This is a genomic window from Desulfofundulus thermobenzoicus (genome assembly GCF_009428905.1).
Lineage (GTDB): Bacteria > Bacillota > Desulfotomaculia > Desulfotomaculales > Desulfovirgulaceae > Desulfofundulus_A > Desulfofundulus_A thermobenzoicus.
Map to the genome: position 1 here is coordinate 22,397 of NZ_WHYR01000021.1, position 21,024 is coordinate 43,420.

Sequence of the window (21,024 nt, forward strand, 5' to 3'; positions counted from 1 at the left end):
TTAATGAATATAATATTGAACATATGCCGGTTTAATCCCGGGACAGACGCACAGCCCTATTTCCAGGAGTTTACTGTGGCTATGGAAGGGCATCAAACGGTCCTGGACGCCCTGCTGCAGGCCTGGCAGCAGGATTCCAGCCTGTCCTTCCGCCGCTCCTGCCGCAGCGCCATCTGTGGTTCCTGTGCCCTGTGCATCAACGGGCGCCCGGCCCTGGCCTGCCAGACTCTGATTGGCAACGCCGTGGATAAGGACGGTCGTATCACGTTGGAGCCCCTGCCCCATTTCAGACAGTTGAAGGACCTGGTGGTGGATCTGGAGCCCTTCTTCGAGTCCCTGAAAGCGGTGGTTCCCTGGGTGGTCACCCGGGACGATCACGATGGACGCATGGCGCCGGAGACGGCCCGGAAACTGGAAAGCCCGGCCACCTGCATCCTGTGCGGCGTTTGCCAGGCGGCCATGGATGAGCCGGCGGCATCGAAACCGGCCGCACTGGTAAAGGGTTTGCGGCTGGCCCTGGACCCCAGGGATGCCCTGGGTGCGGCCCGGCTGCAGTTGATGAAGGTGCCGCCGGAAATCTTGCGCTTATTTATTAAAAATCTGCCGGAAAAATGCCCCAAAGGGATCACTTTACCGGATATAATTTAAAAAACAAAGGGCGGGGGAATGGCTACCAGTCATTCCTCTGCCCATTAAGAAAGGATAGTGAGAGTATGAGTAAATGTGCTGAATGTGGTGTTTATGCCTGTCGCACGGGACAGAGGGAAAAGGTTCCCGGGCACTGCCCCATGAATCTTCTGAACGAGGTGTACCAGGAAGCAAAGGAGGAATACCGGAAACCGGACGTGCTGAACATAGCCCTGAACTCGGCTTTAACCGAATCTGCCGGTTACCGGAAATGGACCAGGTTGGAGGAAATCATACAATTCAGCCGCAGGGCGGGCTTTCAAAAACTGGGCCTGGCCTTTTGCGTGGGGTTACGCAAAGAGGCCGCCGAGGTGGTCAGGATTTTAAAGCAGGCGGGGTTTACGGTGGAATCGGTGATGTGCAAAACAGGCTCCATGCCCAAAGAACTCCTGGGTGTTCGGGAAGAACAGAAAGTCCGTCCCGGTCAATTTGAACCCATGTGCAACCCCATCGCCCAGGCTAAAATATTAAACAGGGCCGGAACAGAATTTAATATTTTGCTGGGCCTTTGTGTGGGACATGACAGCTTGTTGATCAAGTATGCCGAGGCTCCGGTCACCGTTCTGGCGGTGAAAGACCGGGTACTGGCCCACAACCCCCTGGGCGCGGTTTATGCCGCCCATTATTATGGACCGGTGCTGGCTGCTTACAAAAAGGCAGATTAATAATTGAATCCCCGGTCATGGTTGATCATTTGGAAAATACACTTTATGACCATCCATTACCAGGGATGCCTTTAAAAGCAGCTACCATTTTCCTCCTACTTTTGCTATTTCCTTTGGAAATAAAACGTTTATTAAACAGGCGTCCGGCCTGACTTCTTTTTTTTAGAGGTTAATTTGGGCAAACGGCAAACAATCCGGATATTTAACTTCATCAATTTACTTAATCTTTATGCATTAAAACTTGCGCAGCAAACCAACCACTTTACCCAGAATAACCGGATTCTTGACCCGGATGGGGGACATGGTTCTGTTTTCCGGCTGCAGGCGGACGTGATCGTTTTCCCGGAAAAACCTTTTTACCGTGGCTTCGTCCTCCAGCAGGGCCACCACAATATCACCGTTGTCTGCCGCGGGCTGACGTCGCACCACCACCATGTCCCCGTCCAGGATGCCGGCCTCAATCATGCTGTCGCCCCGTACCTTGAGCATAAAAAATTCTCCCTCACCGGTAAAGCTGACCGGCAGGGGAATGAGTTCTTCCCGGTTTTCCACGGCCAGGATGGGTTCACCGGCCGCCACCCGCCCCAGGAGAGGTACCATGCGCATGGACGGCTGCATATTGGTGGTGCGCTCCAGCAATTCCAGTGCCCGGGGCTTGGTGGGGTCCCGGCGTAAAAGCCCTTTCTTTTCCAGTCGCTTGAGATAACTATGTACTGTTGAGCTGGATTTTAAGCCCACCACCTCGCCAATTTCCCGTACCGAAGGGGGGTAGCCTTTGAGCCGGACATTTTCCCGGATCACTGCCAGAATGGTTTCTTCCCTGGGCGTAAGTGTGATTTTCACACCGCACCAATCCTTTCTTGTTTTAGTTTTAATTATAACACTAAAAGGGTTTTGGCAAAACAGTTGTTCGTAAAAATTTATTTTATTTTTTAGAAGGAATTACTTCTGCACCCGTCGAAGTAATTTTTCGATAAAATCCAGATTAAGAACGGGATAGAGGGTGAGGGAGGTATGGCCAGATTAAAGGTGGCCATTATCGGGGGGAATGAGGAGGGCCACTCCATATACCGCATGTTAAAGGCCGTGGACGAAGTGGATATCCTTGGTATGGCCGACGCCAATCCGGAGTCGCCGGGAATGGTGGCTGCTTCGGCCGACGGCATTTTTACCACTGACGATTTTACCCGGCTGGTGCGTATCCCGGGAGTGGACGTTCTGGTGGAAGCCACGGGGGATCCGGAAATTCACATGCAGATCCATCGTTTGAAACCCAGGGAAACGGCTGTAATGGAAGCCCGGGCTCTGGATCTGATGCTGGCGGTGCTTAAAGAGAAAGAAAAGCTGCAGGAGGCCCGGCGGATCCAGGGGGAACTGGCGGCCATACTTGATTCGGTCATGGAGGCCATAGAGGTGGCCGATTCCCGCGGGATAATCAAATATGTCAATGCGGCTTTTACCCGCATTACCGGTATCAGCGAAAAGGAACGCATCGGGGAGAATATTTTTAAAACTTCGCCGGACGGCGCCCTGGCCATTGCCCTGCGCACGGGCCGTAGCGTCATGGGTCATCGCACCACTGTGGGGGGGAGCAACGCCGAAGTCATTTCCAACGCCGCGCCCATTCTGGTGGATGGCAAAATGGAAGGGGCGGTGGTGGTCTTCCAGCAGTTTACGGACATCATGAAGCTGATGGACCAGTTGCATCAGAGTACCACCATTATTGAGAACCTGTCGGACAAATTCGGTCAGGTAACCACCAGCAAGTATAGTTTTGCCGATATTCTGGGTAACAGTGGGGAGCTTCGTCGTTGCATCCAGCTGGCCGAGCGGGCCGCCCGCAGCAATTCCACGGTTTTATTGCTGGGCGAGAGCGGTACGGGCAAGGAACTGTTTGCCCATGCCATTCACCACGCCGGTCCGCGGCGGGACAGACCTTTTATCAAGGTGAACTGCGCGGCTATTCCGGAAAGTTTGCTGGAGAGCGAGTTTTTCGGTTATGCCAAGGGAGCCTTTACCGGGGCGGTGAAGTCAAAAATCGGCAAATTTGAACTGGCCCACGGGGGCACCATTTTCCTGGATGAGATCGGTGATATGAATCTCAGCCTGCAGGGCAAGTTGCTCCGGGTATTACAGGAAATGGAATTCGAACGGGTGGGGGGCACCCAGACCATCAAGGTGGATGTGCGGGTGATTGCGGCCACCAACCGTAACCTGCGGGAATTGATCCGTCAGGGCAAGTTTCGGGAGGATCTCTATTACCGTTTGAATGTGGTGGAGATTGTTATCCCCCCTTTAAGGGTACGTAAAGATGATTTGCCTTTGCTGGTTAATAATCTAATTAATAAGTTGAACCGGAAGCTGGGTAAAAAAGTGCAGGGATTGTCCCGGGATGCGGAGGAAGTCCTGTACGGTTATGATTGGCCCGGCAATGTACGGGAGCTGGAGAATGTTATTGAGCGGGTAATGGTGACCGTGGATGAGGAAATTCTTACCAAGAAACATTTTATACAGCATGTGAGCCAGTTCAAGACCCCCCTGGAGCGGGATATCGACCTTATTCCCATCGACCAGATGGAACAGTTGCTTATTAAAAAAGCCATGGCCAAGTTTGGTACCAGTGTGGAAGGGAAAAGGCGCGCGGCCCAGGCCTTGAACATTTCCCTGGCCACACTGTATAATAAACTAAAAAAAAGCCGCATTGAAGATTATAATTGAAGATTAAAACAGTTAACAAGATTACAATTATTAGACACATTATGGTTTTTAGAAAGACGACTGTTTGCCATATTTCCCTTGAAGAAAAGGGTGTTTTTTATATTTTTCTTTCTAATGATTAGAAATAGCGGGTTAATCATCACCTTTTATATAAATTAGAAATATCCCGAAATATCAGTAAACAATAGTTATTTCTGAGCCGGTGATCAGTATTTTGGCGGATGGCATAAAACTTGCGAACACGAATTAAGTATGGGTGCCGGTATGTATTTTCATTTTAGAATGCAGGGAGGGATAATGCCTTTGAGAACCATAGAAGCAGCTACCATTACCGCCACGGTTGCCGATCTCTGCATGAGGGCCAACTACGAACTGGGCGAAGAAGTGATCCGGGCTTTTGAAGAAGCCCTTACCAGGGAAAACTCCCTGACGGGGAAGGACATCTTGCAGCAACTGCTGGAGAACGCCCGCATCGCCCGGGAAGAGTCGGTGCCCATGTGCCAGGATACGGGTTTTGCGGTTGTTTTTCTGGAAGTGGGACAGGAGGTGTGTGTTACCGGAGGAGATCTTTATGAGGCCGTAAACCAGGGTGTACGCCAGGGATATACCGAAGGTTATCTGCGCAAGTCCATTGTCAACCATCCCCTGATTCGCCAGAATACCGGTGACAATACGCCGGCGGTCATTCACACCCGTATTGTACCCGGGGACCGGATAAAAATTACCGTGGCCCCCAAAGGCGGCGGCAGTGAAAACATGAGTGGCATCCGGATGCTTAAGCCGGCGGAAGGGGTGGAAGGGATTAAAAAATTTGTCATCGAGCAGGTGAAAAACGCGGGGCCCAACCCCTGCCCGCCCATTGTGGTGGGCGTGGGCATCGGCGGCACCTTTGAAAAGGCCGCCCTGCTGGCCAAGGAGGCCCTTTTACGTCCATTGGGACAACCCAGTCCCCTGCCGGATATTGCCGGGCTGGAAAGGGAATTGCTGGAGGATATTAATGGTCTGGGTATCGGGCCCCAGGGCCTGGGTGGGCGTACTACGGCCCTGGCGGTGCATATAGAAATCTATCCCTGTCACATTGCCAGCCTGCCGGTGGCGGTGAATATCAACTGCCATGCCAGCCGGCACAAGGAAGCCATATTGTGATCATATCCCTGGCAGGAGGCGAAATAATGATGTCGCAAATTAAACTGACCACCCCGCTTACCGATGAAGTGGTGGAAAACCTGCGCATCGGCCAGCGGGTGTTGTTAAACGGTGTGATTTATACCGGGCGGGATGCGGCCCACAAAAAACTGGTGGAGCTGCTTGACCGGGGGGAAGAGCTGCCCATTCCTTTAAAAGGACAGGTTATTTATTATGTCGGCCCATCTCCGGCCAAACCGGGGCGGGTTATCGGTTCGGCCGGGCCCACCACCAGCGGCCGCATGGATGCCTATGCTCCCAGGCTTATTGCCCTGGGGCTGAAAGGGATGATCGGCAAGGGGAAACGTTCCCCGGAAGTGATTAAAGCCATGAAACAGTACCGGGCCGTATATTTTGGTGCCGTGGGCGGGGCAGCCGCCCTGATTGCCCGCTCCATCAAGTCCTGCCGGGTGGTAGCCTATCCCGAACTGGGGCCGGAGGCCATCCACGAGCTGGTGGTGGAGAATTTTCCGGTCATTGTGGTCAACGATATTCTGGGTGGAGATCTTTATGAAGAAGGCGTAAAAATTTATGCCACCCGTTAACAGGGCGGCCAAATTTTATTGAAGCTGCCTATGGTGCTTGGTATGGTCGTTGAGTGAATTTCCACCTGCATTCAACGACCAGCGACTGCCGGGTTAACCATTCCTGGTGATGACGGTACGGGGAGGAAAAAAAAGTGAAGCTATACGAATATATGGGCAAGGATCTTTTTACCCGTTATGGCATCAATGTACCCCGGGGAAAGATGGTCACTTCCCCCGATGAGGCATTTGCCGCAGCCGCGGAGATTAACGCCCCCGTGGTGATCAAGTCCCAGGTGCTGGCCGGAAAGCGGGGCAAGGGGGGCGGCATCAAGTTCGCCGATACGCCGGAGGAGGCCAGGGAGGCCGCCGCGGCCCTTTTGGGCATGGATCTGCGGGGGTACAGGGTGGACATCCTCCTGGTGGAAGAAAAGATAAAGATCGATAAAGAACTGTATATATCCATCACCATTGACGGTTCCGCCAAGCGTCCGGTAATGATTGCCTCGGCCGAGGGCGGCATGGATATTGAAGAAGTGCCGGAAGAGAAAATCATCAAGGAACATATTGACCTGGATATCGGGATCATGCCCTTTTTGGCCAGGGAAGTGGCCCGCCGTCTCGGTTTAAAAGATAGCCTGGCCAAAGATTTCTACCGTTTGCTGCCGGCCATGTACCGGCTCTTCCGGGAAAAGGACGCCGAACTGGTGGAGATCAATCCGCTGGTCATCAGCGGCGATCGCCTGATTGCGGCCGACTCCAAGATAACCATTGACGACTATGCCCTGTACAGGCAAAAGGATGTACCTTTTGTGGAGGATAAGACCGTACTGGAAAGAAAGGCCAAGGAGATCGGTGTTTCCTTCGTCGAGCTCAATGGGGATATCGCCATCATGGCCAACGGGGCCGGCATGTCCATGGGCACCCTGGATACCATCGCCTATTACGGTGGTTCCCCGGCCAACTTCCTGGACTGCGGCGGCGGCACCGGGTTGGAGGAAACCGCCAAAGCACTGGAGCTTCTGCTGGAAACCAACCCCAGGGTAATCTTCATCAACATATTTGGCGGCATTACCCGTTGTGACGATGTGGCGGGCGCTTTTGTGAAAGTAAAGAAGAGCATGGACATACCCGTTCCGGTGGTTATTCGTCTGGTGGGTACCAATGAAGAGGCCGGGCGGCGCATTCTGGAAGAAGAAGGGATCAGCGCCTATACCTTTATGAACGAGGCCGCGGAAAAGGCCGTGGAACTGGCCAGGGCGGACAAATAACCGGTAGTAGGGAAAGGAGCTGTTTATGAGTGGCCATACTTGTGAATGAAGACACACGGGTGCTTGTACAGGGTATCACCGGTAACCAGGGCAAATTTCATACCAGACAAATGCTTCTGTATGGTACCAAAATTGTAGGGGGAACCTCCCCGGGGAAGGGTGGCCAGGCGGTGGAGGGAGTACCGGTGTTTGACACGGTACGGGCCGCCTGCCAGGCCACCCGGGTGGATGCCTCGGTCATTTTTATCCCGGCCCCCTTCTGCAAGGATGCCGCCTATGAAGCCATAGAGGCCGGGATCAAGCTGGTGGTGATTGTCACCGAAGGCATTCCGGTTCACGATGAAATGGATATTCAGAATTATGCCCGGAAAAAGGATGTCCGGATCATCGGACCCAACACCTTCGGCATTGTTTCCTCCGGCAAGTGCAAGATAGGCATTCCACCCAACCAGTTCTTCAAGCCTGGGGAAATTGGTGTGGTGGCCCGCAGCGGCACCCTGACCTATGAAATTGCCGGCAACCTCACCGCCCACGGCATGGGGCAGTCCACGGTGGTGGGCCTGGGGGGGGACCGGGTGCCCGGTTTAACCTTTACGGACGTTCTGCCCCTGTTTGAAGCCGACCCGGAGACAAAGGCCGTGGTCCTGGTGGGTGAAATTGGCGGCGATGCGGAAGAAACAGCTGCCGAGTATATTAAAACCATGACCAAGCCCGTGGTAGCCTACATTGCCGGTAAAAGCGCCCCTCCGGGCAAGCGCATGGGTCATGCCGGGGCCATCATTGAAAGGGGCAAGGGCACCTTTGAGGGTAAGGTAAAAGCCCTGACGGCCGCCGGAGCCCGGGTGGCCTCCCTGCCCTTTGAAGTACCCGGTTTGCTCAAGGAAGCTCTGGGTATAGTCGGTTAGCGGCTTTTAATGTTCAAGAAGGAGGGAAGAGATACGAATGTTTGACCGGGATAAGCTGGAAAAAATCCGCGGAGCCGGCCGGGCCTATGAAGAAAAGCTGGCGGCCCAGGTGAAAAAGCGCCCTGAAAGACGGCCCCAGTTTGCCACCGATTCGGAAATTGAAATCAAGACGCTTTATACGCCCGTGGATCTGGAGCAGGTGGATTATGAACGGGACCTGGGTTTTCCCGGTTCCTATCCTTTCACCCGCGGGGTACAGCCCAATATGTACCGGGGCCGGTTGTGGACCATGCGCCAGTATGCCGGTTTTGGTACGGCCGAGGAAACCAACAAGCGTTTCCGCTACCTCCTGGAGCAGGGGCAAACGGGCTTAAGCGTAGCCTTCGACCTGCCCACCCAGATTGGCTATGATTCGGATCATCCCCTGGCCCGGGGCGAAGTGGGTAAGGTGGGTGTGGCCATTGATTCCCTGCTGGATATGGAGACTCTGTTTGAGGGCATTCCCCTGGACCGGGTCAGCACTTCCATGACCATTAACGCCCCCGCCGCCATCCTGCTGGCCATGTATATTGCCGTGGCTGAAAAGCAGGGGGTGACTCCGGATAAACTCAACGGCACCATTCAAAACGACATTCTGAAAGAGTACATTGCCCGTGGAACATATATTTTCCCGCCGGGACCCTCCATGCGTTTAATTACCGACATTTTTGCCTATTGCTCAAAGAACATTCCCAACTGGAATACCATCAGCATCAGCGGCTATCACATCCGGGAGGCCGGTTCCACCGCCGTGCAGGAAGTGGCCTTTACCCTGGCCGACGGCATTGCCTATGTGCAGGCAGCCATTAATGCCGGATTAAATGTGGATGATTTTGCCCCCCGCCTGTCCTTCTTCTTTAACGCCCATTTGAACTTCTTTGAAGAAATAGCCAAATTCCGGGCGGCCAGGCGTTTGTGGGCGCGGATTATGAAAGAGCGCTTCGGAGCACAGAACCCCCGTTCCTGGATGCTCCGCTTCCATACCCAGACGGCAGGTTGCAGCCTGACGGCCCAGCAACCCATGGTCAACATCATGCGTACGGCCTATGAGGCTTTGAGTGCCGTACTGGGCGGCACCCAGTCCCTGCACACCAATTCCTACGATGAGGCCCTGGCCCTGCCCAGCGACCAGTCCGTGCTCATTGCCCTGCGTACCCAGCAGGTCATTGGTTATGAGATCGGGGTCACCGATACGGTGGATCCCCTGGGGGGTTCGTACTTTATTGAAAGCCTGACCGGTGAGATTGAAGAAAAGGCGGCCGCTTATATTAACAAGATCGACGAAATGGGTGGTGCCCCGGAAGCTATCGAATTTATGCAGCGGGAAATTCAAAACAGCGCCTACCGCTACCAGATGGATATTGAGAGCGGCCAGAAAGTGGTCATCGGGGTTAATAAGTTCCAGATGGAGGAGGAAAAACCAAAAGGTTTGTTGAAAGTGGACCCGGCTGTGGCCGAACACCAGACGGCCCGGTTGCGGGATTTGAGGGCCAGCCGTGACAACCAGAAGGTGAAACAGGTTCTGGATGCCCTGCGGGATGCGGCTTCCACCAGTGAAAACCTGATGCCTTTGATCATTGATGCCGTGAAAGCCTACGCCACCCTGGGAGAGATTTGTGACTCCCTGCGGGAAGTGTTCGGGGAATACCGTCAGCAAATTGTTTTCTAGAGCCGGGAGGGAAGAGAGATGAGCGAACGGCCCATTCGTGTCCTGGTGGCCAAACCCGGTCTGGACGGTCATGACCGGGGGGCCAAGGTCATTGCCCAGGCTTTGCGGGATGCCGGCATGGAGGTTATTTATACCGGCCTGCGGCAGACGCCGGAGCAGATTGTGGAAGCGGCCCTGCAGGAAGACGTACAGGTGATTGGCCTGAGCATTCTGTCCGGTGCCCACCTGCACCTCTTTCCGGCCGTGGTGGAGGGTTTGCGTGCCCGGGGAGCCGATGACATTCTGGTGCTGGGTGGCGGGATTATTCCCGATGAGGATATCCCGGAATTGAAAAAGGCCGGCATTGCTGAGATTTTTGGACCGGGAACCCCCACCAGGGAAATAGTGAGTTTTATCCGGGAAGAAGTGGCCAAAAGATCCTGAGGGAGGGAAGGGCATGATCAAAAAGATCGATCATGTGGGTATCGCGGTTAAGGATCTCCAGAAGGCCATCGAGTTTTACGAAGGCCTGCTGGGATTGAAGGTGACGGATACGGAAGTGGTGGAAGAGCAAAAGGTTAAGGTGGCCTTTTTGCCTACCGGCGATAGTGAGGTGGAGCTGCTGGAGTCCACCACTCCCGATGGTCCCATTGCCCGTTTCATTGAAAAGAACGGGGAAGGCATCCAGCACATTGCCTTCCGGGTGGATAACCTGGAGGAAAAGCTGGCCGAATTAAAGGCCAGGGGTGTACGTTTAATTGATGAAAAACCCCGGCGGGGGGCCGGCGGAGCCAGGATTGCCTTTCTTCATCCCAGGTCCACCTTTGGCACCCTGGTGGAACTGTGTGAGCGCGACTAATTGATCTCGGGGAGGGAACGTTTTTGGGTATGCAGGAAAAGCTGGAACAATTAAAGCAGTGGCGGGATAAAATCCATGCCGGCGGCGGTCCCAGGCGGATTGAGAAGCAGCACCAGTCGGGCAAGAAAACGGCCCGGGAACGCATCGCCCTGCTCTTTGACCCGGGCACCTTTGTGGAAATTAACACCTTTGCCGGGGACCCGGATATGGCCAATCTGGAACATCCCGGTGAGGGTGTGGTTACCGGCTACGGGAAGGTGGAGGGCCGCAAGGTCTATGTCTTCGCCCAGGATTTCACGGTGGCCGGCGGTTCCTTAGGACGCATCCATGCGGCCAAGATCTGCCATGTCCTGGATCTGGCCATGAAAACCGGCGCTCCCGTGGTTGGTCTGAATGACTCCGGCGGGGCCAGGATCCAGGAGGGGGTGGATGCCCTCAATGGTTACGGGGAAATCTTTTTCCGCAACACCATCGCTTCCGGGGTGATACCCCAGATTTCAGTGATCATGGGACCCTGCGCCGGCGGCGCCGTATACTCCCCGGCCCTGACCGACTTTATTTTTATGGTGCAGGGCGTCGGTCAGATGTTCATCACCGGCCCCCAGGTAATCAAGGCCGTTACCGGCGAAGATGTGACCATGGAGGTGCTGGGCGGGGCGGCCACCCACAACCAGACCAGCGGAGTGGCCCACTTCATGGCCTCTGATGAGGAAACCTGTATGCAAATGGTCCGGCAGCTGTTAAGCTACCTGCCGTCCAACAATCTGGATGAGGCGCCCCAATACGCTGCCGTGGAACCACCCGGCGATCCGGAGGAATTGCTGCAGATCATTCCCGACAATCCCAATATGTCCTACGATGTACGCAAGATAATCCGGCTGGTGGTGGACGGCGGTGAACTCTTTGAGGTCCAACCCCTGTACGCCCGCAACGCCGTGGTCGGTTTCGCCCGCATGAACGGCCAGGCGGTGGGCATCGTGGCCAATCAGCCGGACTACCTGGCCGGTTGTCTGGATATCAACGCCTCCGACAAGATCAGCCGGTTTGTCCGTTTCTGCGATGCCTTTAATTTACCCCTGGTTACCTTCATGGATGTACCCGGCTTCCTGCCCGGTACGGCCCAGGAGTACGGCGGCATTATCCGCCACGGGGCCAAGATGCTTTACGCCTACTCCGAAGCCACCGTGCCCAAGGTGACCATTATCCTGCGCAAGGCTTACGGGGGGGCCTATCTGGCCATGTGCAGCAGTTCCCTGCGGGCCGATGCGGTATTTGCCTGGCCCACGGCGGAAATAGCCGTGATGGGGCCCGAAGGGGCGGTCAACATTATTCACCGCAAGGAAATTGCCGAAGCGGAGAACCCCATGGAAATGCGGGCCAAACTGACGGCCGAATACCGGGATAAGTTTGCCAACCCCTACGTGGCCAGCGCCAGGGGCTTTATCGAGGATGTGATTGATCCCCGGGATACCCGGGCGCGGATCATCACCACCCTGGAATCCCTGGACAGCAAGCGGGAAAGCCGTCCCCGCAAGAAACATGGTAACATGCCTGTTTAATTACACAGGGAGGGATGGGGAAATGGCGGTTAACAAAAGGGTGGCCGGCCCGGAGGTCAACCCGCAGGTGGTGGCGGCCATCACCGCCGCCCTGGCGGCGGCGGGTTATCTGACGGAAGGCAGCAGGATTACCGGTATCCGTCCTTCTAAACAAATTAATGCCTGGAAATTGGCCGGTATCAGGGAATTGATGAACGGACGGGAGATAAGCAGCTTTTAATGGGGAAAACGTGAGTCCGTTCCGGGTTGCCAGCTGGCGACAACGACCATTTCAGGAGGGAAGGAAGTATGAAAAAATTTAAAGTTCTGGTCAACGGGGAACCCTTTGAAGTGCAGGTGGAAGAAATGCAGGCTGTCCCGCCGGCACCCAGTGTGAAGCTGGTTTCCAGCCGCCCGGCCGCTTCCCCTCCGCCTGCGGTACAGGCGGCCCCGGCGGCTCCGGAGCCCGTCAAAACGGCACCGGCTCCGCCGCCCCCGGCGGCACCGGCCGGCGCCGGGGCGGTTACGGCTCCCATGCCGGGCAACATCAATGCGGTGAAAGTAAAGCCGGGGGATCAGGTGAAGGCCGGAGATCCCCTGGTGGTGCTGGAAGCCATGAAGATGGAAAACGAAATTACCGCCCCGGTGGCCGGGACGGTTGAAGAAGTGCGGGTAAAGGCCGGCCAGACGGTGAATAATGGGGACGTACTGGTGGTAATTGGCTGATCCCCAATCTAACGACCGGCGACTATTTGAGGAGGGATGTTATTTTGAAACGGAACAAGATCACCATTGTCGGCGCAGGTAATGTGGGCGCCACCTGCGCCCACTGGGCGGCAGCCAAGGAACTGGGCGACATCGTGCTCATTGACGTGGTGGAAGGGATTCCCCAGGGCAAAGCCCTGGACCTGATGGAAGCGGCACCGGTGGAGGGTTTTGACACCATTATTACCGGTACCAACAGTTATGAGGATACCAGGGATTCCGATGTGGTGGTCATCACCGCCGGCATTGCTCGCAAGCCGGGTATGAGCCGGGACGACCTGCTGGCTACCAACTCTAAAATAGTCAAATCGGTAACGGAACAGGTGATTAAATATTCACCCAATGCTTTTATCATTGTGGTTACCAATCCCTTAGATGTGATGGCCTATGTGGCGCTGAAGGCCAGCGGCTTCCCGGCCAACCGGGTTTTCGGCATGTCCGGGGTGCTGGATTCCGCCCGCTTCCGCACCTTTGTGGCCCTGGAACTGGGTATTTCCTTCGAGGATGTGACCACCTTTGTCATGGGCGGCCATGGGGACGACATGGTTCCCCTGGTCAGGTATACCTACGCCGGTGGTATTCCCATTGAAAAACTGATACCGGCGGAAAGAATTGCAGCCATGGTGGAACGCACCCGCAAGGGCGGCGCTGAAATAGTCAATTACCTGAAGACCGGCAGCGCCTATTATGCTCCCGGGGCTTCGGTGGTGCAAATGGTGGAGGCCGTATTGAGAGATAAGAAACGGATTCTGCCGGTGGCGGCCTATCTCAACGGCGAATACGGTTACCAGGGTATTTACATGGGCGTTCCGGCCATTATCGGCGGCAATGGTGTGGAGAAGGTGCTGGAAATCGAGTTGACAGCCGAAGAAAAGGCGGCCCTGGACAAGTCCGCCAACGCAGTGCGCAACCTGATGAAAGTCCTGGAACAGCAGTAATGAACGGGCTACGGGGGAGGATAGTTATGGACGAGAAGCGGAGGGTGAAGATCACCGATACCACCATGCGGGACGGTCATCAGTCCCTGCTGGCCACCCGCATGCGCATAGAGCACATGTTGCCCATCTGTGAAAAGATCGACCAGGTTGGTTTCCATTCCCTGGAGGTATGGGGCGGGGCCACCTTCGATTCCTGCATGCGCTTTTTAAACGAGGATCCCTGGGAACGGTTGCGCATCCTGCGCCGCCATTTGAAAACCCCCCTGCAGATGCTCCTGCGGGGGCAAAACGTGGTGGGATACAAGCACTACCCCGATGATGTGCTTACCGAATTCATCAAAAAAACCGTTTATAACGGGCTGGACATCTTTCGCATTTTTGACGCCTTAAACGACGTGCGGAACATGCAGAAGGCCATTGAGGTGGTCAAACAGGAAGGGGCCCACGCCCAGGCCACGGTGGTTTATACCATCAGCCCGGTACACAATGTGGAGTATTATGTAAAAACGGCTAAAACATTGGAGGAGATGGGTGCCGACTCCATCTGCCTGAAGGACATGGCCGGCATTCTGGCCCCCCAGCCGGCTTATGAAATTATCAAAGAGTGGAAATCCGTGCTGAAGATTCCGGTGCAGCTGCACTGTCACTACACCAGCGGTATGGCGGCCATGGCCTACCTGCGGGCCATTGACGCCGGGGTGGATGTTATCGACTGCGCCATTTCCACCATGGCCCTGCAAACCTCCCAGCCGGCCGTGGAAACCATGGTGGCAGCACTGCAGGGAACACCCTATGATACGGGGCTGGATTTGAAGCTGCTTACGGAAATTGCCGAACACTTCAAGGAAGTGCGCAAGCATTACAAAGAGTTTGACGTGGCTTCCAAGAGCGTGGATGCCAATGTGATGATCTATCAGATTCCCGGCGGCATGATGTCCAACTTCATTTCCCAGCTCAGCCAGCAGAACGCCCTGCACCGCCTGCCCGAAGTGCTGGAGGAGTTGCCCCGGGTGCGCAAGGAATTCGGCTACCCGCCCCTGGTAACGCCTTCCAGTCAGATTGTGGGTACCCAGGCGGTCCTGAATGTGTTGATGGGGCGCTACAAGCTGGCCACCAACGAAGTGAAACAGTACATGCGGGGGTTTTACGGGCAACCGCCGGCACCGGTGGACGAGGAAGTGCGCCGGATGATCATCGGGGACGAGGAGCCCATCACCTGCCGTCCGGCGGACCTTCTGGAACCGGGATTGCCCGAAGCCCGCAAGGAAGCGGCCCCCTACATGCAAAAGGAAGAGGATGTCATTTCCGTGGCCCTCTTCCCCCAGGTGGCCCCTCAGTTTTTGAAGGAACGCCTGGCCAAAAAACTGAAGGTGGACCTGGAACTGGCCGCCCAGAGCAGTGAATTTTACCCGGCATAAAAAAAGGTCGGGCTTGAAACTATAGACCTGATTCAAAGGATAGGAGTGATTAAATAGCTAAAAGTGCCAGCATAAAGCTGGCATTTTTTCTGTGTGCAGTGTTTAACTTAAAATTAAATTACCAGTAACACCATTTTAACATTTTAACTTTATAGTTTTTCTAAAAGATATTATACCGTCCCGGAAGGCGGTGCAGGATGTGCCGGATATTCTGGTGGTGGATGATGAAGCCAGTATTGTGGAATTGATCCGTTATACCCTGGAAGGGGAAGGTTACCGCGTGTTTGCGGCTGAAGACGGGCAGGCGGCTTTGAGGCTGGCTTTTGAGGTGAATCCGGATCTGATCATCCTGGATATCATGTTGCCAGGGAAGGACGGTTTTGAGGTATGCCAGTCGTTGCGCTCCGATGTCCGGACAAACAATATTCCCGTGCTCATATTGAGCGCCCGGGGTGACGTGGTGGACCGGGTGCTGGGGCTGGAACTGGGTGCCGATGACTATATCACCAAACCCTTCAGTCCCCGGGAACTGGCGGCCCGGGTAAAGGCCAATTTACGCCGCCAAAAGCAAAACAAAACCGGTTCCGGGGAATCGATCAGGGAAATCCGCCATGATCAGCTGGTTATCCGTCCGGAAAAATACGAGGCTGTGATCAATGGAGAAAAGATATCCCTTTCACCTAAGGAATTTGAAATCCTCCTTTTGCTGGCTTCCCACCCGGGACGGGTTTTTTCCCGGGACGCCCTTCTGGAAAGGATCTGGGGCCTTGATTCGGTGCGGGAAACCAGAACGGTGGACGTGCACATCCGGTATTTGAGACAAAAAATAGAGCCCGATCCCGGGAACCCGCGTTATATCGAAACGGTGCGGGGTGTGGGCTACCGTTTTAAAGAAAAGCCATGAATTAACCATGCTTTAACATAAATTTAACCGGGTGATAACATGGGAGTAATGTCATTTTAACAATCCTTTCCTACAATGTCTTTGGTAAAAATGGTGCAATCCCTTAAACCGCGGGGTTGCTTTAAATAGATTATGGGTTTTATTTTTAAAAAGAGGGGGATGTAACGTTGGGTAAAAGGACGAAGTGGATGCTGGCGCTGGCAGCCGTGCTGGTGCTGGCCGTGGCCCTGGCCGGCTGCGGCGGTGGTCAGAGTCAGCAGCAGGGGCAACAGCCCGGTGGACAAGCGGGTGCAGAGATTTCCGGCAACCTGACGGCAGTTGGTTCCACGGCACTGCAGCCTCTGGTAGAGGAGGCGGCCAAACAATTCATGGCCAAAAACCCCAAAGCCCAGGTTACGGTACAGGGCGGTGGCAGCGGCACCGGCCTGACCCAGGTGGCTTCGGGGGCGGCGGACATCGGTAACTCTGATATTTTTGCCGAGGAAAAGAGCGGTATTGATGCTTCGCAACTGAAAGACCACAAGGTTTGTGTAGTGGGTATGGCGGCGGTGGTCAACCCGGGTGTGAAGGTTGATAACCTGACCAAAAAGCAGTTGCAGGACATCTTTACCGGCAAAGTAACCAACTGGAAAGAAGTTGGCGGTCCTGATCAGAAGATTACCGTCATTCACCGGCCCAAAGGGTCCGGTACCCGCGCTACTTTCAAAGCCTTTGCCCTGGACGGAGTAGAAGAAACAGCTTCAGGTATGGAACAGGAATCTTCCGGTACGGTGAAGAAAATGGTCGCGGAAACCCCGGGTGCCATTTCTTACCTGGCCCTGTCCTATATTGATAACAGTATCAAAGCCGTAAAACTGGATGGTGTGGAGCCCACTGTGGAAAACATTGTCACCGGCAAATATCCGGTATGGGCTTATGAGCATATGTATACCAAGGGTGAACCCACCGGTCTGAAGAAGGCCTTCCTGGATTACATGGTCAGCAATGATGTACAGGGAACGCTGGTGGAAAAGCTGGGTTATATTCCGATCACCAGAATGAAAGTGGAGCGGGACGCCCAGGGTAAGATAACCCAGAAGTAAAGTGGCTTTTATACTGAAAACTGGCGGGGCGGTTGCTTTGTGAACCAACCGCCCCGCTATGTTAGGTCTCAAGAGGGAGGTAGTCATGGAAAAGGGTATTTCCCGGACCTTAGGCGGCAATGGGTGTGCCGGTCTGAACAGCTTTTCCCGGGCATATAACGCCAGAAGTGTGCAAAAGAGAAAAAAAATAGGGGAAGTTTTCGGCCGCCTGGTGGCTTTTCTGGCGGCCGCCCTGGTGGTGGTCCTGACCCTGGCCATTATATACTTTATAGGAGCCAAGGGGTTGGCCACCTTTACTGTGAATGGAGTCAGCGTTAGCGAATTTCTTTTCAGTTCCCATTGGTGGCCCGACCGGCCGGTGGAACAGGGAGGGCCCATGATCGGCTCCTTCCCCTTTATCCTGGGATCTATTCTGGTCTCCCTGCTGGCAGTGGCCTTAAGCGCACCTTTGAGCATCATAGTGGCCGTTTTTATGGCTGAAATTGCGCCGGGCTGGGGACAGCGGGCTCTGCAGCCGGCCATTGAGATCCTGGCCGGCATCCCTTCAGTTGTTTATGGATATGTGGGTTTAAGCTTGCTGGTACCATTTATCCGCAACCATATAGGCGGGGGAGGGTTTTCCGTCCTGGCCGGCTTTATTGTCCTGTCCATCATGATTCTGCCCACCATCATCAGTGTGTCCACCGACAGCCTGCGTGCCCTGCCCCCCCAGTGGAAGGAGGCGGCCCTGGCCCTGGGTTCCACCCGCTGGCAGACCATTCGCCTGGTGCTGGTGCCGGCGGCCCGTTCCGGCTTGATTACCGCCATTGTCCTGGGCCTGGCCCGGGCCTTCGGGGAGGCGCTGGCGGTACAAATGGTCATTGGGAACACCCGGACCATTCCCCATTCCATTCTGGACCCGGTGATGACCCTGACCAGCGCCATTACCATTGATATGGGCTATACCATTATGGGTTCATTGTGGAACAACGCCCTCTGGTCCATGGGCCTTCTATTATTGCTAATGTCGTTCTTCTTTATTCTGGTGATCAGGGTGGTAGTGAGGGGAGGGATGGTCCGGTGAATGCCCGCCTGGCTGATCGACTGGCCACCATCATGTTCTGGATGGGGGCGGCTACTGTCCTGGCCATTTTGGCCCTGCTCCTGGGTTACATCCTGCTGCATGGAATCCGTTCCATTGACTGGCATTTCCTTACTGCACCTCCGGAGACTATTGCTGCCGGAGGCGGTGTGGGGCCACAAATTTTTAACTCATTTTACCTGCTCTTCCTGACCATGGTTATTACCTCTCCCTTGGGCTTGCTGGCCGGGATTTATCTGGCCGAGTATGCCGGCAGGGGACGTATTACCGAATTCATTCGCCTTTCCATAGAGACCTTAACGTCCCTGCCTTCCATTGTGGTTGGCCTGTTTGGTTTGTTGTTTTTTGTAAATATGACCGGGTGGGGCTACAGTCTGATGTCCGGAGCCCTGGCCCTGGCGGTAATTAATCTGCCCTTGATGGTACGGGTTTCGGAGGAATCCATCCGCAGCGTGCCCGGGGAATTGCGGGAAGCCAGCCTGGCCCTGGGGGCTACCCGCTGGGAAACCATGTGGCGGGTAATTTTGCCTTCGGCCTTTCCCGGTCTGGTTACCGGGGCCATTATCGCCGCCGGCCGGGTTTTTGGCGAAGCAGCAGCCCTGTTATATACCGCCGGCATGAGCAGCCCTATATTATTTTTTTCCGACCTTAATCCCACGAGTCCCACCTCACCCATAAACCCCTTCCGGCCGGCGGAAACCCTGGCCGTTCATATCTGGAAAATCAATTCGGAAGCGTTGATTCCCGATGTGCGCAGGGTGGCGGACGGTTCGGCGGCGGTGCTTATTCTGGTGGTGCTTTTATTCAACGTCCTGGCCCGCTGGTTGGGCCGCGGTATTTACCGGCGCATGACCGCCACCTGAGATTTTAATTGGGGAAAGGGGAGCTGACCAAATGGGGGAGATGAAAGGAGAGCCTGTGGCCGGTCCGGGAAAGGATACCGGAAAGCAGGCCGGCCCTTTTTATGGCGTGGTTCATTTTCCCGGACGGCTGTTTAGATCACTGTTGCATTTTCCAGAAGTCTTTTTTCATTTTATCCGTTTCGGGAACCGTTTCCAAAAGGGAGTGGAAAGCCGCTCCAGGCCGGACCGGCAAAGAGCGTGCTTTACAGATCGCATCAGTTTTCAATTTCAAATTTTGTTTTTAATGACGGTCATTATTGTGCTGGTAATGGGTGCTCTGGGTGTGGCAGCTTACTGGGGAGGAAAGCAGTGGATTGTCAATTATACTGACAACCGCCTCTCTGCATCGGCCACGAATGTTTCGGAGAAAATTGACGTATTTACCTCCGGCATGGACAGCCGGTTGATTGACCGCAAGGCCAGTTACATGCTGGCTGCTGAAGCGGCCTCCTTTGACCGGCAGGGGTTATCGGCCAGCACCATTATCATTGATAAGCAGGGAAATGAAGTGCTTTTTGCCGGGGGAGAAGATTACCGTTTCATCCCGCCACAGGATTTCAAAGAAAAGATCTTTACCAGCCGTTCGGGATTGGAGACAGTGAGCGTAAAGGGACAAAGGTGGCGCGTGGCTTTCCAGCACATACCCGGCCGGGAATGGGTTTATATAATCGGCATTCCGGAAGAACAGTACGTATTGCCATTAAAACAATTGAGAAATCTTATTGTTCTTGGCGGCCTGGTGGCCCTGCTGGCCACCACATTGATTTGTGCCCTGGGTGCCCGGAGATTTGCCGGTCCATTAAATGAGATAACCCGGATCATGTCCCGGGCCGGGGAAGGTAACCTAACCCTGCGGGCCAGGGAAAGGAAAGTGGGCAGGGAATTATCCCTGCTGGGCAGGGGTTTTAACCTGATGCTGGCAGACCTGGGTCGCCTGATCAGTGCCTTCAGCCACACGGCCGGGGACCTGCACCGATCCAGCCGGCGGATGCAAGTGGTGAGTGAAAACCAGGTCCGCTTTGCCCGGAACGCCGAGGCCCATGTGGAAAAGATGGCTGCGTCGATGAAAGAGATGGCCGGTGTGGTGGAAAGTGCCGATAGATCCAGCAAGGAAATGATGCGGCTGGTGGAAGAGAGCCTGGACGGGCTGAACCTGGTAGTGGAAAAAATTAACAGGAACCGCCGCCTGGCCGGGGAAAGTGCGGTGGCGGTGATGGATTTAACAGAACATATACAGCAAATTGATAAGATAATCGATATTATAAATAATATTTCCCGCCAGACACACCTGTTGTCCCTCAATGCTTCCATAGAAGCGGCCAGAGCCGGGGGGGTGCACGGGCGGGGCTTCGCCGTGGTGGCGGAAGAAGTGCGCCGGCTGGCTGAAGAAACGGGGCGGGCCATTGAAGAAGTGGGCCGTATTATTAAATTGATTCAGGAAAGTGCCGCCCGGGTTTTGGAACAGGTGCAGGTCAGTGCGGAAATGGCCCGGCAGGGAGCGGAAGCAGTGGAACATACCAGTGATTCTCTTAACAGGATGCACCAATCGGTGGTGCACACCGGGGAGCAGGTGGGCCGGCTTGCCGGCGGCGTAAGGGATCTGGATGCCGGTGTTAAAGAGGTGGTGCGCACCGTGCGCATCATTGCCGGAACAGAGGAAGCAGAGGGAGAGGGCGAAAAGCATGTTTCCGCCAGGGAGGTGGCCATGCTGGCCGGTAACCTGGCCCGGATGGCCGAACAAATGCAGGCCCAGCTGGCCCGTTTTGTGGTGGAGAAAGGGAAAACTGGCCCCGGTGAGAACCGGTCCGGGAGCGCAGGCAAGGATTCCGGATATACCAGGAAAATTAATAGTGAGTTAATACCCGCATAACCCGGGGTTAACGTAACTGTTCTAT

At 54.9% G+C, this 21,024-nt stretch carries 21 protein-coding genes; 20 read left to right on the forward strand and 1 reads right to left on the reverse strand.

What is annotated here, in order from left to right; all coding sequences use genetic code 11:
- Positions 1-3 precede the first annotated feature (3 nt).
- Together GFC01_RS09085 and GFC01_RS09090 are read left to right on the forward strand one after the other, a co-directional pair.
- Positions 4-648, forward strand: coding sequence for a succinate dehydrogenase/fumarate reductase iron-sulfur subunit (locus GFC01_RS09085; protein WP_152946456.1), 645 nt, complete (start codon positions 4-6; stop codon positions 646-648).
- Between the two features lie 65 nt (positions 649-713).
- Positions 714-1,352: a DUF1847 domain-containing protein gene (locus GFC01_RS09090; protein WP_152946458.1), complete on the forward strand. Its 639-nt coding sequence runs from the start codon at positions 714-716 to the stop codon at positions 1,350-1,352.
- Positions 1,353-1,586: 234 nt separating this feature from the next.
- Here the strand turns inward: GFC01_RS09090 and lexA are convergent, their stop codons facing one another.
- Positions 1,587-2,195, reverse strand: coding sequence for a transcriptional repressor LexA (gene lexA / locus GFC01_RS09095; protein ID WP_341473863.1), 609 nt, complete (start codon positions 2,193-2,195; stop codon positions 1,587-1,589).
- 171 nt (positions 2,196-2,366) lie between these two features.
- Here lexA and GFC01_RS09100 point away from each other — a divergent pair, with 171 nt between their 5' ends.
- From GFC01_RS09100 to GFC01_RS09185, 18 genes are all read left to right on the forward strand, one after another.
- Positions 2,367-4,070: a sigma 54-interacting transcriptional regulator gene (locus GFC01_RS09100; RefSeq protein WP_152946462.1), complete on the forward strand. Its 1,704-nt coding sequence runs from the start codon at positions 2,367-2,369 to the stop codon at positions 4,068-4,070.
- A 297-nt stretch (positions 4,071-4,367) separates the two neighbouring features.
- On the forward strand, positions 4,368-5,216 hold the full coding sequence (locus GFC01_RS09105) for a fumarate hydratase (protein WP_243137393.1): 849 nt from the start codon (positions 4,368-4,370) through the stop codon (positions 5,214-5,216).
- A gap of 29 nt (positions 5,217-5,245) precedes the next feature.
- Positions 5,246-5,800: a Fe-S-containing hydro-lyase gene (locus GFC01_RS09110; protein ID WP_152946514.1), complete on the forward strand. Its 555-nt coding sequence runs from the start codon at positions 5,246-5,248 to the stop codon at positions 5,798-5,800.
- 134 nt (positions 5,801-5,934) lie between these two features.
- A complete protein-coding gene (gene sucC / locus GFC01_RS09115; RefSeq protein WP_341473864.1) occupies positions 5,935-7,050 on the forward strand; it encodes an ADP-forming succinate--CoA ligase subunit beta in 1,116 nt (371 codons plus the stop codon).
- 29 nt (positions 7,051-7,079) lie between these two features.
- A complete protein-coding gene (sucD, locus tag GFC01_RS09120; protein WP_341473865.1) occupies positions 7,080-7,955 on the forward strand; it encodes a succinate--CoA ligase subunit alpha in 876 nt (291 codons plus the stop codon).
- Between the two features lie 37 nt (positions 7,956-7,992).
- Entirely contained in the window at positions 7,993-9,663 is a 1,671-nt protein-coding gene (locus GFC01_RS09125) for an acyl-CoA mutase large subunit family protein (protein WP_152946464.1), read from the forward strand.
- An 18-nt stretch (positions 9,664-9,681) separates the two neighbouring features.
- Positions 9,682-10,086: a cobalamin B12-binding domain-containing protein gene (locus GFC01_RS09130; protein WP_152946466.1), complete on the forward strand. Its 405-nt coding sequence runs from the start codon at positions 9,682-9,684 to the stop codon at positions 10,084-10,086.
- 13 nt (positions 10,087-10,099) lie between these two features.
- The gene (gene mce, locus GFC01_RS09135) at positions 10,100-10,501 is read left to right on the forward strand and encodes a methylmalonyl-CoA epimerase (protein ID WP_152946468.1); all 402 of its coding nucleotides are present in this window, start codon (positions 10,100-10,102) and stop codon (positions 10,499-10,501) included.
- A 23-nt stretch (positions 10,502-10,524) separates the two neighbouring features.
- The gene (locus GFC01_RS09140) at positions 10,525-12,060 is read left to right on the forward strand and encodes a carboxyl transferase domain-containing protein (RefSeq protein ID WP_152946470.1); all 1,536 of its coding nucleotides are present in this window, start codon (positions 10,525-10,527) and stop codon (positions 12,058-12,060) included.
- A 22-nt stretch (positions 12,061-12,082) separates the two neighbouring features.
- The gene (locus GFC01_RS09145) at positions 12,083-12,280 is read left to right on the forward strand and encodes a hypothetical protein (protein WP_152946472.1); all 198 of its coding nucleotides are present in this window, start codon (positions 12,083-12,085) and stop codon (positions 12,278-12,280) included.
- Positions 12,281-12,348: 68 nt separating this feature from the next.
- Entirely contained in the window at positions 12,349-12,765 is a 417-nt protein-coding gene (locus GFC01_RS09150; RefSeq protein ID WP_152946474.1) for a biotin/lipoyl-containing protein, read from the forward strand.
- A gap of 44 nt (positions 12,766-12,809) precedes the next feature.
- On the forward strand, positions 12,810-13,742 hold the full coding sequence (gene mdh / locus GFC01_RS09155) for a malate dehydrogenase (RefSeq protein WP_152946476.1): 933 nt from the start codon (positions 12,810-12,812) through the stop codon (positions 13,740-13,742).
- 26 nt (positions 13,743-13,768) lie between these two features.
- Entirely contained in the window at positions 13,769-15,160 is a 1,392-nt protein-coding gene (locus tag GFC01_RS09160; RefSeq protein ID WP_152946478.1) for an oxaloacetate decarboxylase subunit alpha, read from the forward strand.
- A gap of 199 nt (positions 15,161-15,359) precedes the next feature.
- Entirely contained in the window at positions 15,360-16,064 is a 705-nt protein-coding gene (locus GFC01_RS09165) for a response regulator transcription factor (protein WP_341473866.1), read from the forward strand.
- 188 nt (positions 16,065-16,252) lie between these two features.
- Positions 16,253-17,146, forward strand: coding sequence for a phosphate ABC transporter substrate-binding protein (locus tag GFC01_RS09170; protein WP_152946522.1), 894 nt, complete (start codon positions 16,253-16,255; stop codon positions 17,144-17,146).
- A gap of 85 nt (positions 17,147-17,231) precedes the next feature.
- Positions 17,232-18,209, forward strand: a complete 978-nt coding sequence (gene pstC / locus GFC01_RS09175; RefSeq protein WP_152946480.1) for a phosphate ABC transporter permease subunit PstC — start codon at positions 17,232-17,234, stop codon at positions 18,207-18,209.
- Entirely contained in the window at positions 18,206-19,090 is an 885-nt protein-coding gene (gene pstA / locus GFC01_RS09180) for a phosphate ABC transporter permease PstA (protein ID WP_341473867.1), read from the forward strand. Before pstC ends, pstA begins: the two co-directional genes overlap by 4 nt.
- A 31-nt stretch (positions 19,091-19,121) precedes the next feature.
- Entirely contained in the window at positions 19,122-20,999 is a 1,878-nt protein-coding gene (locus tag GFC01_RS09185; protein ID WP_152946482.1) for a methyl-accepting chemotaxis protein, read from the forward strand.
- Positions 21,000-21,024: the final 25 nt, after the last annotated feature.